The organism is Paenibacillus sp. FSL K6-1230, assembly GCF_038002385.1.
Lineage (GTDB): Bacteria > Bacillota > Bacilli > Paenibacillales > Paenibacillaceae > Paenibacillus > Paenibacillus massiliensis.
Genome location: NZ_JBBOCK010000001.1, coordinates 4,466,115 through 4,478,739 on the forward strand (window position 1 = coordinate 4,466,115; position 12,625 = coordinate 4,478,739).

The 12,625-nt window shown below is 52.5% G+C and carries 13 protein-coding genes; all 13 read right to left on the minus strand.

Going from position 1 to position 12,625, the window contains the following annotated elements; translation table 11 throughout:
- Positions 1-5: 5 nt before the first annotated feature.
- Positions 6-356 (minus strand): cupin domain-containing protein, encoded by a 351-nt coding sequence (locus MKX74_RS19570; RefSeq protein WP_341179529.1) that lies wholly within the window; start codon positions 354-356, stop codon positions 6-8.
- The gene (locus tag MKX74_RS19575) at positions 349-1,110 is read right to left on the minus strand and encodes an SAM-dependent methyltransferase (protein WP_341179530.1); all 762 of its coding nucleotides are present in this window, start codon (positions 1,108-1,110) and stop codon (positions 349-351) included. The genes MKX74_RS19570 and MKX74_RS19575 overlap by 8 nt, the downstream gene beginning before the upstream one ends.
- Positions 1,107-2,609 (minus strand): class I adenylate-forming enzyme family protein, encoded by a 1,503-nt coding sequence (locus MKX74_RS19580; RefSeq protein WP_341179531.1) that lies wholly within the window; start codon positions 2,607-2,609, stop codon positions 1,107-1,109. Before MKX74_RS19580 ends, MKX74_RS19575 begins: the two co-directional genes overlap by 4 nt.
- 2 nt (positions 2,610-2,611) lie before the next feature.
- Positions 2,612-3,448: a phytanoyl-CoA dioxygenase family protein gene (locus MKX74_RS19585; RefSeq protein WP_341179532.1), complete on the minus strand. Its 837-nt coding sequence runs from the start codon at positions 3,446-3,448 to the stop codon at positions 2,612-2,614.
- A gap of 14 nt (positions 3,449-3,462) precedes the next feature.
- Positions 3,463-4,029, minus strand: a complete 567-nt coding sequence (locus MKX74_RS19590; protein ID WP_025680064.1) for an FAD-dependent oxidoreductase — start codon at positions 4,027-4,029, stop codon at positions 3,463-3,465.
- 120 nt (positions 4,030-4,149) lie between these two features.
- A complete protein-coding gene (locus tag MKX74_RS19595; protein ID WP_341179533.1) occupies positions 4,150-5,463 on the minus strand; it encodes a diaminopimelate decarboxylase in 1,314 nt (437 codons plus the stop codon).
- Positions 5,464-5,516: 53 nt separating this feature from the next.
- The gene (locus MKX74_RS19600) at positions 5,517-6,986 is read right to left on the minus strand and encodes a preATP grasp domain-containing protein (RefSeq protein WP_341179534.1); all 1,470 of its coding nucleotides are present in this window, start codon (positions 6,984-6,986) and stop codon (positions 5,517-5,519) included.
- A gap of 28 nt (positions 6,987-7,014) precedes the next feature.
- The gene (locus tag MKX74_RS19605) at positions 7,015-8,109 is read right to left on the minus strand and encodes a hypothetical protein (RefSeq protein WP_341179535.1); all 1,095 of its coding nucleotides are present in this window, start codon (positions 8,107-8,109) and stop codon (positions 7,015-7,017) included.
- Complete coding sequence (locus MKX74_RS19610) at positions 8,057-9,007, minus strand: 3-oxoacyl-[acyl-carrier-protein] synthase III C-terminal domain-containing protein (protein ID WP_341179536.1); 951 nt, start codon at positions 9,005-9,007, stop codon at positions 8,057-8,059. The genes MKX74_RS19605 and MKX74_RS19610 overlap by 53 nt, the downstream gene beginning before the upstream one ends.
- A 17-nt stretch (positions 9,008-9,024) precedes the next feature.
- Positions 9,025-9,276, minus strand: a complete 252-nt coding sequence (locus MKX74_RS19615) for a phosphopantetheine-binding protein (protein ID WP_018884947.1) — start codon at positions 9,274-9,276, stop codon at positions 9,025-9,027.
- Between the two features lie 5 nt (positions 9,277-9,281).
- Positions 9,282-10,514 carry a glycosyltransferase gene (locus MKX74_RS19620; RefSeq protein ID WP_341179537.1) on the minus strand — a complete coding sequence of 411 codons (1,233 nt, stop codon included), beginning with the start codon at positions 10,512-10,514 and terminating at the stop codon, positions 9,282-9,284.
- 2 nt (positions 10,515-10,516) lie between these two features.
- Positions 10,517-11,638, minus strand: coding sequence for an aminopeptidase (locus MKX74_RS19625; protein WP_341179538.1), 1,122 nt, complete (start codon positions 11,636-11,638; stop codon positions 10,517-10,519).
- Positions 11,635-12,615, minus strand: coding sequence for a hypothetical protein (locus tag MKX74_RS19630; RefSeq protein WP_341179539.1), 981 nt, complete (start codon positions 12,613-12,615; stop codon positions 11,635-11,637). The genes MKX74_RS19625 and MKX74_RS19630 overlap by 4 nt, the downstream gene beginning before the upstream one ends.
- Between the last annotated feature and the right edge of the window lie 10 nt (positions 12,616-12,625).

The window sequence follows — 12,625 nt, forward strand, 5'->3', positions numbered from 1 at the left end:
GCTGCTCATTCCCGGCTCACAATCTGTCTCGTCTCTACATCATAGTCAATGTACAAGAACATAATGCAGCCAGTCTTGGTCGTTACCTCGTGGGGCTCACCATGCCCCGCCGTCAGAAAATCTCCCGCATACATCACTTGGCCATCATCCATGATCATATCTCCCTCAAGCAATATTGCGATTTCACGCTGAGGATGATCATGCATCGGTATAACACTGCCTGGCTTCATTTTGAGCAAAAAAGCACGTCGCTCGGAGGAAGCCTCCTCCCACAGATAGCACATCTCCGTATTTTCGTAGATTCCCTCATGCCATTGCCGCTCTGCCGTTGGAATAATGGTATGCTCCTTAGACATGTCCCCGCTCCTTTCGGGATAGAATAACCAGCCGTGGGCTGTTCACCGTCAGCTCCGATGCATCGAATCCTCCATAGACCTGCTCTACATTCAAACCTGCTGTACGTATCATTCGAATCAATTCCGTCGCGCTATAAAGACGTAGCTCCAGCAAGGAGCTGCGCTGCTGATCGCCTTCATACCAGAAGATATGCTCACGCCAGCGTCCATTCACAGGATTAAAGATTCGTTCAGAGAAGACCGGACGTCCATTCATGTGGTTCCATGTATTTCTTAGACCCTGTAGCTTGTAATCACGGTTCTCCGTCTCCTGCAGAAATACTCCCTCTGACTTGAGCGCTGTGTAGACTTTGCTCAGAATCAGTTGATCCCCTGCCTCATCATCAATGTAGCCATAGGCTGTACCTACATTAATGACCGCATCGAAGGTCGCTGTAAAATCCAGATCTCGCATGTCCGTCTCCAGATAGGTTACCTTCTGATGTGCTTCAGCGGTTCGCCTGCGTGCTACTTCAAGCAGCTCCTTTGAGGCATCAATCCCTGTAACCCGGTAGCCTCTTCGAGCCAGCTCAATGCTTAATCTACCTTGACCACAGCCAAGATCGAGTATGGCTGCACCCGGCGGGAGCTGCAAAAGCTCTACAATGCGCTGTGCCTCAAAGGCTGTACGCTCTGGTGACAGAATAACCTCTGAGAACCTGACATAATCCTCACCAAAAAAAGCATTCCAATGCTCGCGTTCCCTCAATGTCATACCTCTCTTTCCTGAATGAATGGACGAGCTGGTCGTCTTATCTTGCCAGAAGGCGTCTTGGGCAGCTCACTCTTCAGCTCCAGCTCGTCAGGCCACAGCCGCTCGTCTCTTTCCCCACGCAGCAGCAGCCGATAAATCTCCTTGGCCTCCATGCCAGGCTCCGCCACCACCCAAGCCACAATCCGGGTTCCTTGTGGAGTCGAAGTCCCGAATACCATAGCCTCCAAAATCCCTTCAATACCTGTCAGCCACGACTCAACCTCAGCCGGATGCACGTTCATCCCCGAGCGGATCAGCATATCATCTGCCCTTCCATACACATGAAGCTCCCCATCCTGCCAAGAGGCCAGATCCTGTGTACATAACCATCCGTCTCTGAGACGGATGTCGGTCGCTTCCTTATCATCTAAATAACCAGCCATAACCCCTGGACCAGATACCCATAGCACTCCCGTGTTCGCCCCCATGCTTGCGGCTGTCACAGTATTCTCAGGCGGCTCAATCCGGATCTGAACTCCCGTGATCGGCTTGCCGACGCAAGCCAGTGACTCAGACTGTGCGATGTCCAGCAGGCAGCTCACCCTTGGCGAAGCCTCCGTCAGTCCATACGCATTACTCAGCGTAGCCTCTGGAAAGCCTCTCCTGATTCTGTCTACATGAGCTGGCAGCAACAGCTCACCGCTAAGCACAATGCGCCGCAATGTATCTGTATCATATCGGGATGCTCTTCCAGCCAGAGCAGCAGCTACGGATGGTGTCGTACACAGAATCGTCCCGTCATGCTCCTGTACCGACCTGACAATGGCGAGTGGGCCTCGTTCATGGGCGCGCAGTAGGATGGAGCTGCCATGATACAATGCCGGTAATAGCTCGCCAGTAATCGCCGAAGCATGGGCCAGGGAACGCACCATGACGAGGCGATCCTCTGGGCCCAGTCTGAAATAATCCAAAACACCAGCAAGATTGCCCCCTATATTCCGATAGCTCAGCATTACACCTTTCGGCTGTCCACCTGTGCCTGAAGTGAACAGCAGCATAGCGATCCCTGCTGCGAGACTGCTATCTGCATGCTGCAAGTCATAGTAGCCATGCTTGTTACCGAAATGGCTTGACACCGGCAGGAGTAGCTTACCCTGCTCGTCCAACTGCTCATCACGCAAATATAACGCAGGGCGAACACTGCCAAGAATTCTGCGGCATTGCGCTGGACTACGCACGAAATCAACAGGAACTGCCGTTAAGCCCTCCAGAAAAATGGCCAGCAGCAATGGAACCGCCCTCCAGCCAAGCCAGACGTCGAACGCCACACTAGCATGATTGCTGTCCCCCCCTTGTGAAGCACAGCCAGCCTTGCGCAAAGCTGCAGCGTTCCATTCCACAGCATCCAGAAGCTGCCTATAGCTGGTGGCACGCCCCCCCTCATGTATGAAGCATGTCCTGTCACCATGTCGCGCCAGAATAGCTAAATACGCTTTCACATCCCACGTAGACTGCTTCATGCCTATTCTCTATGAATAATCTGGTCGTAGAATTTGGCATCCCGAAATTCAAAGAGGGTCTCCTTTGTCTCCACGACTCGCGGGTCTGAGTTCAGTCGTCTCCGAACCTTTACGCCATGCTTGTTCACCAGATTGCTGTAATTCAATGTAATCTTCTCCACACTGCTCCGGGCAAAATGAGTAACGATCGCTCGTCGGAACAAGTCCTCCGACTCGTTATGGGAGGAGCCATGCAGAATATTGCCGTTGAAGATTACGACATCTCCCGGCTCATTCTCCACCTGCCGAATGCTGTAGCCCTCTGGGAGATCCAGACGCAGTCCATATGCATTCACCGTCTTCGGCACATTTGCTGGTGAAATGATCTCCAGTCGATGTGAACCCGGCACGACATGTAGGCCACCATTGCTCTCCTCTGAGCGGTCCAGGCTCACCCAGACCGCATAGGTCGTGTCTGGATAGGCACCAATACTGTAGTTGTCCTGATGAAGCGGTAGCCCGCTTGCCCCTGGAGCCTTGAAATAATAGCTTGTCTGACACGCAAGCATCTCCTCGCCAGTCAGACTCTCCAATGCCTCCATGGCTTCTGGCTTCAGGATAAAGCGAGTGATTCCCTCATGGTCTTTGTGATAATCCCGCAAACGAGGATACAGACTATTCAGCGGACGATTGGGCGCTTGCTGAATATGCCCCCCGGCCATAAGCCGAAGCCAGATTTTATGGTAGAGCTCATTGAGTACGTTCACTTCTTCAGGTGAGTATAGTCCCTTGATCACCAGATAGCCCTCTTGTTCAAAAAAAGACTTCTGCTCCTCGCTTAATGTCATAGCCTGACTCATTATTAATCACCTCTTCAGCACATGTTATCGTGGTCCTGATAGGAACGACCGGTAATATCACCTAGCCAGGTGACTGCCACATGGGCCCCGTGCCCGGAGGTAACGGATACATGCATACTAAGGCCTGTACATACCCCCGCTGCCCGAATTCCTGGTACATTGGTTCGTCCTTCGGCATCTGTGTTAACTATCATATTTCCGTTGTTATCAGATACCAGTTCGACTCCTGCGTGCTCCGCAAGCTGATAAGCCTTTCCTGTCGCCAGCAGCACGCGTGGAGCGCAATAGGCTGACTGCTCGGTGCGGATGATGAAGCCGTCACCCGTTGCCTCCAGCGCTTCAACAGCAGCTACCTCCAACTGAGCTCCGCTACGCTGTGCTTGCAGCTTTCCTGTCTCGAACAGGTCATATCCTGTCATGCCGATAATGCCATAATGGTTGGCAACCCAGGCATGATGGGTACCACTCTGGCTGTTGTCGAGCAATATCGTGCGTTGACCAGCACGTGCCATGAAATTCGCCGCGCTCGCTCCCGCAGGCCCGGCCCCGATAATAACAATATCTGCTTGTACTGTCTCCACTGTCCTCCTCCTTCCTACGGCTATGCACTCCTGTTCATCTCCGTGCATCCCGTCTGATGTCTATATCATAATTCGTACGAACCCATACGCTCTCGACGATCGTTGGCGTCCTATTCGGCTTTACTCGCTTGTATGCTCCTGACCATCTTCATCCGGTACACACGTCCTCACTTCACGATGTGGCAATAGCCTGATCCGAGGAAGGGACCATTCATCCCGATCCCGTATGAGGATGGCATCCCCTTCATGCAGCAGCACCTCGCGGGGAATCCCGTGGCTCAGGAACAGAACCGGGCTCATCGTAAGCCCGTAGGCTCCCGAATTCAGCACGGCTATAACGTCTCCAGGCTGTAGTGGAGGCAGCATGACATCCTCAGCCAGCAGATCAGCTGGCGTACACAAAGGACCTGTGATGGTTACGGGCACCTCGTCTGCTGCCATATTCCGTGCCCAGGCATAGACGGGGAAATGCCGCCGAAGCAAGCTACCTGCTCCTCCTGCTGCTGCGTGATGATTCGTCCCACCATCGGTAATGGCAAATTGCTTGCCCTGCGATTCCTTCGTATATCTCACGCTGGACAGATAGCTCCCGGCCTCCGCCATCAGAAATCGACCCGATTCCGCCAGTAATTCGATAACAGGATAACGTGAGCGGAAAGCATCTATCAGGCCGTAGGTTCTGGATCTGAATTCCTTCAGGTCCAGTGGTTGTTCATTTTCGTAATAAGGCACACCGAAGCCACCACCCACACCTACATAATCCAGTTCCAGAGCATGAGCAACCATGAATCGTTCTGCAAAATCAAGCACATATGACAGATTCGCTGCCAGTGTCTGCGCGCTCAGTATTCGGGTACCATAATAGGCGTGTATACCGGATAGACGGAGATGCTCCGACAATGCAATCATGGTAACGGCTTCATCCAGCTGCGTCTCATCTATGCCGAATTGTCGAGCCGTCCCGCCCATCTTCAACCGTGCACCATGGATAGCGGTCTGTGGATTAAATCTCAGCCCCACACCCACCCTGAGCTCCCTTTCTGCCGCAAGTCGCTCCAGTATTTGAAGCTCTTGAAGTGACTCAACAATGATATAGTGAATTCCTATGTCCAAAATACGCTCCAGCTCACCCAAAGATTTACCTGGTCCTACATACATCATCTGATCAGGAGTAGCACCCGCTGCAAGAGCCGTCTCCAGCTCTCCGGCGGAGCAGATCTCGAGCCCCAGTCCTTGTCGATGAATGTGACTCACCAGCGTTGGATTGGGGTTCGCCTTCAGCGAGTACATCAGTCGGACAGACGGATGCAGACTATCCAGAAGCATCCTGATCCGTTCATTAATCACCTGTGTATCGTAGACATATAGCGGAGTACCAAAGGTCTCCGCACATGCCAGCAAGTCCGACTTGCCTTCTGGTATATGATGCTTCATGCCACTCCTGTCCTCCTCCGAAGCCAGTTGTCCCATTTTGTCATCACTCCCTTTCAGTTACGGCATTGAATGCCGGGGATTTCCTCCAAGAGCTCCTTACAGCGTTGGATATAAGAGCTGCATTGCTCCGTGGATGAGCCTATACTCATGATGTATAGCCTCCCTTGTCCCTGTTGGTCCACTTTTCTCTTGCCCACACCCGGGTACGCGTACTTGCTATCTTTTTGCGCCTCACCAGCATCCATTGTCCGCACTGAATCCGCACAGGCTGGTGCAAATGCACATACTACAATGCCTAGTCGACGCTCTAGTGTATAAAGAATGGGCTCCAGCGCTTGTTGAAGCTCTGCGAAGCTGAAGGTACGCTCTCTTCGAAAATGAATCTGGCTGATCAAGGCATAGTCAGCTCGTTCGCTCAGCAGCTTGTCCAATAGCCCGACATGATAGGATGACATATTCAGCCTTGCATTGATCTCAAGACAGGGATAGATCGTGCCTTCCTTGCTGATCATGGCATCAATTCCTACCGGACCAAAGTAGCTGTCAGCTGCCAGCCTGCTTCCAATCCGCTCTCCCGTATCGCGCATGACCGCGTCCAGTTCCGCAGAAATACCGTGCGGGTACTGATGCCCCTGGTGAACTCCTTGTTGAACCAAGGCCCGAAGTAGTGTTCCCCAGCGCATATTTCCCTGAGGATCTATGGTGAAGGTCGCATTCAGATCACATTGCTTAGGGAGCCATTGCTCGATTACAAATTCAATACGTTCATGTCCATCACGCTCGGCTGACCTTCGCAGAAGTCTCATAATCTGCTCGAAGCGCTGCTCATCCTCCAGTACGATGATCCCTTTGCCGGATACACCCATCGCGTCCTTCACTACGAGAGGACCAGACTTCCACAATGAACGCAACTCATGGGCAGCCTGCTCCAGCTCCGTGAGCGTATGGGCTATGCTGCCTTGCGGCTGCCGAATGCCGAGCTCCGCGCAGATCCGCCTGGAATAGATCTTGCTATTGACCTTCTGCACGACCTCCGATTCGGGAGCCGCCAGCCGTAGATCACTGCGATGTGCAAGACGTTCCTCTGAGGGCGAAGCACCATGCGGCATAAGAGAGACGCTAGCCTGGCCCTCTGTAGTTCGCTGCTGTGTTGCCCATTGCCGAATCTGAGCGCATACCTGCTCGTCTGCCAGTAACGAGTCTGTGAGTGGCAAAGACGGAACACCATCAATCGTGATGAACTGTGGTACCGACCAGCCAAGCTGCTTCATATATTGGATAAAATCAGGGTCTGGTCTCCGATGTAGCAACACCAAGTCATGGGGATCAGCAAGCCATAACGCGAGCTCACTCAGACTGTTGATCAGTGACTCACTCCCAGCTGAATGCGTAGACAGCAAGGGTAGCGAGAGCAGCCCCTCCGTTCGCCAGAACCGCTCAACCTCGAAATTACCCAACCATACAAGCCTTCCGTTCTCTTCCAATCCTATCGATTCTCCAAGCTGATCTCGCAGTCTGCCCACGAGCATCCCTCGCTTTCTGACGTCTTGTTCAATCAGCTGTCATCTCCAGAACGATGCATCCCAATCCTCGCGCAGGGTCAGCCATATGAAGCACAGCATATCGCAATGTTGTTGCCGCCGAGCGAAGTGTATCGAGGGCATACAATGATCCTGCTGTACCCAGGTTCACTTCCTCGATCCCTGTAATGACGTAGTCCATGTGGGCCTCCAGCTCACAGACGTACTGCTCGCTCACAGCCTGAGTCAATAACGCGCACTCCTCCACTGGAATATCGAGGCGGTGAAGCACATCCAGCACAAAATCTACGGTACGTCTTCCCAGAACTGATCCACTGACCCTTGGCTCCGTCTGATCAGGCTGCATACAGGCGTAACCAACAACTCTCCAGTCTCCTTGCTCCGGGGAGATTCGGCAGGCAGCGATTGCATCAGCCATCGGGAATTCCCCAGAAGGCACATATTCAAGCTCATGTAAGCCCAGCTGCTCCATGCAGACCATCCATACGACGGCATGGGTCGAAGCAGCCCAATGAATGGCCATCACAGGACTTAGTGAACCGATATCTGCTATGGAGAAGGTAAGTGATTCATTCAAATGTAATAGCTTCTGCATATACAATGCGGCATTAATCTTATCCGTCAGCGGGTATGAATCATAGCAGCATACCAGATATTCAGGCTGTAGCTCTTCAGCATACTCTCGTCTACCGAGGCTGGCGAACAGTTCAGCTGCATATTCGCAGGGCTCCAGCCTGAGTTGAAGGCTGGCCTGTTCGGGACATTCGGTGTACGTCGTTTCTCCAGCTTGCCTGGATTGAACTCTTGACTGGACTCCTGATTGAATTTCTGACTGGACACTCGAATGGAGCTCAGGCTGGCCTTCTAACTGAGATGCTGGTGGAAGCCCTAATTTCCCCTCCTTCTGATGTGGTGACTGACATGTGTCACTAATCGAGTAGCTCATTCCCACACCCTCAGCCACAACAGTCGGATCACCGCTGAAGGACTGAATTACATGTCTATATAGCCGATGCTCAATGGATTGAAGAGGACGCACATGCCCGTAGTCTCTACATACAGCTGGCCAGGACAGGAAGACATTCGCCTTTTTGAAAAATTGCACAGCCGATCACCCCTCCATTGCCGAGACTAAGCATCGCGTAATATTCTCCCGGCTGCACTCGCTGCTCCAGCACAATCCGAGTGTAGTTCACCGGAAGATCGCAGGTGTTCAGGTGTCCTGACGATTGTATACCCTCGGTATAAAATTTCGTGGTATCCACACGCAGCAGACGGGCCATGTAAGACCACAGCTCGGGTGTAACATTATTGGGAATAATCAGACGCAGCTGAGAGAAGGAAATTCCTGCCTCCCGGAGCGTTCGCTTGATCATTTTCGCCAGATTCACAAAATAGAAATAGTTGGGCACTTCATCCTGCCGCGTCTTCAGCTTACCGAGCTGTAGTGTACGGATATCAGTCGAGCTATTGACGGCAAGCAGACGATCTCCAGAAGGAGACTTCGAGAGCAGCACTGCCGCTGCAGCATCTCCAGTAAGAATGTGGCCGCCTCCATAGCGCTGATCGGACAGGATGCATTTCTCCGATGCAAGGATGATGGCAGACGTCTCTGCCTCCTCCTGCTCCATCCACCGTGCTGCAGCATACAAGGCAAGCAGATACCCGGAGCATAGCTGATCCCGGAGCGAGAAGCAGAGCGCACGCTTTAGACCGTATTTCCTACGTAGATTCCCGAGCACGTCCTCTGAATGAGGAAAAGCGTAATAAATGTACGGCAGCAGCAGGTAACGTACTTGTTCAGGGTCAACCCGCTCCCGCTCCAGCAGTCTGCCCAAGACACCATCCAGCATCTCCGGACCAGATAAGCCCGCAGCGGAGGGAGCAGAGTCGATCCCATTCTCCCGGAGTCTGAGCACCTCGGCTGAACTGAGTGACAGCTCGTCCTGCAGTTCCTCCAATGAATGCCTATGCTCCGGGACAAATACGGTCGCACCGTTCACAGAGAGCCCACCAGGTTTCATGGAGAATCCGGGGTCTGCGCCGTCTGGATCGAGAGGACATAATCGAACATATGAGATACCTTTTCCATTTCATAAAAATTCAGATTCGCATCCAGGATATCCATATCGAGGATCATCTCCAATTCAATCAGCACCTCGACCAGATTGGTCGAATCCATACCTAGCTCTGTAAAAGCAGAATCAGCAGTTACCTCGGTCTGATTGCTAATCTGACGTACCACGTTCAGCAATGTATCCATCTCCAGCATGAATCTCACCTCTTCCCATTGATATAAAATTGTTGCAACAGACGCTCCACTTCATCCGCTCCGTTGCGGTTTGCCTGGATACAATCAGCCTTCGCAGACAGCTTCTGCATTCGTTCCTTCACCTCTGGATTGCCAAGCAAGATATCCATTAGAGGCTCCAGCCCTCCTTCGATGCTATCGGGCTCCAGCAGTTCACCAATCCCAAGCTCCTGGCAGCGAACGGCTGAGGACAGGTGATCAGTGCCCAAAGGAATGACAATGATTGGCACCCGATGGTGAATGGCCTTTTGTAAGGTACCGCATCCTCCATGCGTAATAATCAGATCAGCTGACCGGAACAGTACATCATGACTTGGAACCCCCTCCACCCAGCTGATATGCCCAGGCAGAACCTTCTCTCCCCCATAAGGTTTGTCTTCCGATACAATCAGCTGACAGGTTCTCGCTTCACAAACTCGGATAGCCTCCTCCACATAGCGCTCGGTAATCTCCCTGTACCCGTCACGATCTGCCGATGTAGTGCAGACGACTATTGTGGGACAATGGCTTTTCTCCTGACTTGGGCGTATCTCTCCCCATGTCTCAGGAATCGAGTCCTTGTTAGAGTCCTTGTTAGTATCCTTGTTAGCACCTTTATTGTTAGTATCCTCCTCCGTCGCAACTAACGAGCAGGGACCTACGAATACAGAGGGATCAGGCATGGCATTAGGCACAGGGATAAGCTCCCGCACGATCATCATCAAATGAAGATATGGCGACAGCCCTGCCAGATCACCTCGTGTTCGCGCCTTCTCCTGAAGAGGAGACAGACCGATTCGTGCCCGTGCCTCATCAGCAGCACTTCGGAACATCCGCATCATTCGCTCATGTACACGCGGCACTCCGGGCATCAGCTCGTCAGGCCAGAAAATTCCAGTCATGTAGCTGACCCATGGAATCTGCCTTTTCTCTGCCAGATATGCAGGGGCACATAACCCGGAGTCGCAGATCATCAGCTCGAATGTCTCCTCAGACAAGACCTCCTGTAGCTCCAGCAAGGTCTCCGTTATGAACTTCTGCGGATATTTGCCGTGACGTACCTCCACGAAGCGCAGACCTGCCCGCTTGATGACGGATTGGTAATGAAGAGGTGCCACAACGGTCACGGAATGCCCCCGGCTATACAGCTCAGCGCCTAATCCAAGCACAGGGATCAGATGACCAAGGAGCCACTGGCTGACAATCATAATACGTGCCATCGTCAGCCTCCCTGCCACTGATCCAGCGGCTGCAGATCCTTCGGCACGAACAGCCCGTCCCGACGAATCAATTCACCATCAAGATACAGCTCTCCTCCACCGTCTTTGGCGGCCTGTGAGAGCACAAGGTCCCAGTGAATCGACGAATGGTTCCCGTTATCTGCCATCGGATAAGCCTGTCCCAGCGCCAGGTGGAGGCTGCCTGCCATCTTCTCATCGAAGAGTACATTTCCCATAGCTGTGCGAATATGCGGATTTAGCCCCATGCCGAATTCACCGATTCGTGATGCACCTGCATCCGAATGAAGGAGGGATTGTAATCGCTCCGAGGTGCGCAGGCCTGCACAGGTCGCCTTCGTGACTATTCCCTGCTGAAACTCCAGCTTCACCTGTTCAAAAACGATGCCCATATACGTAGCTGGGAGGTTGAACGAAATGATCCCCTCAGCGGAGTCGAGAATGGGCGCAGTGAATAGCTCGCCATCAGGCAGGTTGTACTGTCCCGCTCCAATGAATCTTCCCATTCCGCGTATAGAGAAGGTAAGGTCTGTCCCCGGCCCGGTAATCTGTACCCGATCCGCTTGTTCTAACCGTGCAGCAAGCGGGGCACTCAACTCAGACAGACGCGTGTAATTGAGACCACATGCCTTGTAATAAATCTGTTGGCATTCATCCTCGCTCATCTTGGCCAGCTGAGCCATGCCGGGTGTTGGATTGCGCAGCAGCATCCAGCGTCCTTTATCAGCCATCGCATACTGAAGCGGCTGCAAGTATCCCTGCACATACCGTTCATATCGATCTACAGGAATATCACTCATCTCATACATATTAGCTTCTGATTTCAGCCCGATATAAGCATCCATGGATTGCAATCTTCGCAGATCGGTGTCTTTCCAGAACTCCAGCTGCTCGGGTGTGCTCTCATATATAATTCGCTTGAGCAAGCGTACTGGCATGTAACTGACAAAGGGCTCGGCCCCGATCTCATAGGCGGCGTGAATAAGCGCCTCGGTCAGCTCCTGCGCTTCACCAATCACCTCGATCAGCACACGTTCTCCCTTACACAGCGCAAGTGCGTTCTCCATGATGTGACGAGCCATATGGCTCAAGACAGCGCTACTCAAGCACTCACCTCCGATAGTTGCTTAAGCTCCTGGGCCAGCCGTTCTTCGGCAGCCAGTGCATCATGAATGTATCCGACCAGTCGCTGGCGGTAGTCACGCTCCGGCTGTCTTTTCCATTTCATAAGTACGCCGACTGCATAAGACCATTGATTGCATGCTTCCTTCAGCGCGCTGGTCCATTCAGGCTTCAGGTAGCGTTCAGGTATATTTTTTTGCTCGACGGCTGTATCCCACAGCACTCGAAGCTTCCTGAAATAATGCACATCGAATTCCAGCTGCTCCAGAGACTCCAACAGCTCAGCCCGCTCAGCTTGCTCCAACGCATCTGCGAAGTGGGCAATGCTGTCTAGCCCACCATCCTGAAGCATTTGCGTTGCTGATTGCGCTGCGAGCTTGGGGAACCATTCCAAGCCCAAGTCTGTCGCTGGCTCTTCCTGGTGACGGAGGATAGCTGCTCCTGCATGACCGCTTGCTTGGAGGGCCGGGAAGAAAATATGATTCGGGATTACAGCTTGGTAACCATCAAAATAAGGCGGCAGGCCGGTATCATCAATAACAGTCACCTGCGTATCGGTCAAATCAGCAAGTAGCAGCCAATGAATGACATCATGTTTGCCATGATAAGCCGAGAACGGCACATTGACCGCCTTGTAATAGAGCAAACAATAGCCCTCTATCTCGAAAATAGAGCGAACTAGATGCTGCAGCTTATCATCCTGTAAAGCAGGAAAGGCGGTTAACTTCCACGGATGATGGAGCACCGGTTCAGCTCTGCGTAGCATCAATCGATCGGAAACAGCATTAAATGGATCCAAAAATATCGAGACAGGATTCTTCTCCCCTTTCCATTTCATCACCTCTAGCGCACAGAGCTGGCGACAATCGAGATTGCGCTCGCTGCAGCCATATTCGTCTGGAATTCTCCAGTCCAAGCGGCCACGCTCTGCCAAGTACTGTACAAATGGAATCGAATTCATGGCTTCCCCC

Excerpts from the sequence above, each read along its gene's own strand:
- MKX74_RS19620 (WP_341179537.1), bottom strand. The coding sequence starts at position 10,514 with ATGGCACGTATTATGATTGTCAGCCAGTGGCTCCTTGGTCATCTGATC.
- MKX74_RS19580 (WP_341179531.1), bottom strand. The coding sequence starts at position 2,609 with ATGAAGCAGTCTACGTGGGATGTGAAAGCGTATTTAGCTATTCTGGCG.
- MKX74_RS19615 (WP_018884947.1), bottom strand. The coding sequence starts at position 9,276 with ATGCTGGAGATGGATACATTGCTGAACGTGGTACGTCAGATTAGCAAT.
- MKX74_RS19595 (WP_341179533.1), bottom strand. The coding sequence starts at position 5,463 with ATGAAGCATCATATACCAGAAGGCAAGTCGGACTTGCTGGCATGTGCG.
- MKX74_RS19575 (WP_341179530.1), bottom strand. The coding sequence starts at position 1,110 with ATGACATTGAGGGAACGCGAGCATTGGAATGCTTTTTTTGGTGAGGAT.
- MKX74_RS19570 (WP_341179529.1), bottom strand. The coding sequence starts at position 356 with ATGTCTAAGGAGCATACCATTATTCCAACGGCAGAGCGGCAATGGCAT.
- MKX74_RS19630 (WP_341179539.1), bottom strand. The coding sequence starts at position 12,615 with ATGAATTCGATTCCATTTGTACAGTACTTGGCAGAGCGTGGCCGCTTG.
- MKX74_RS19585 (WP_341179532.1), bottom strand. The coding sequence starts at position 3,448 with ATGAGTCAGGCTATGACATTAAGCGAGGAGCAGAAGTCTTTTTTTGAA.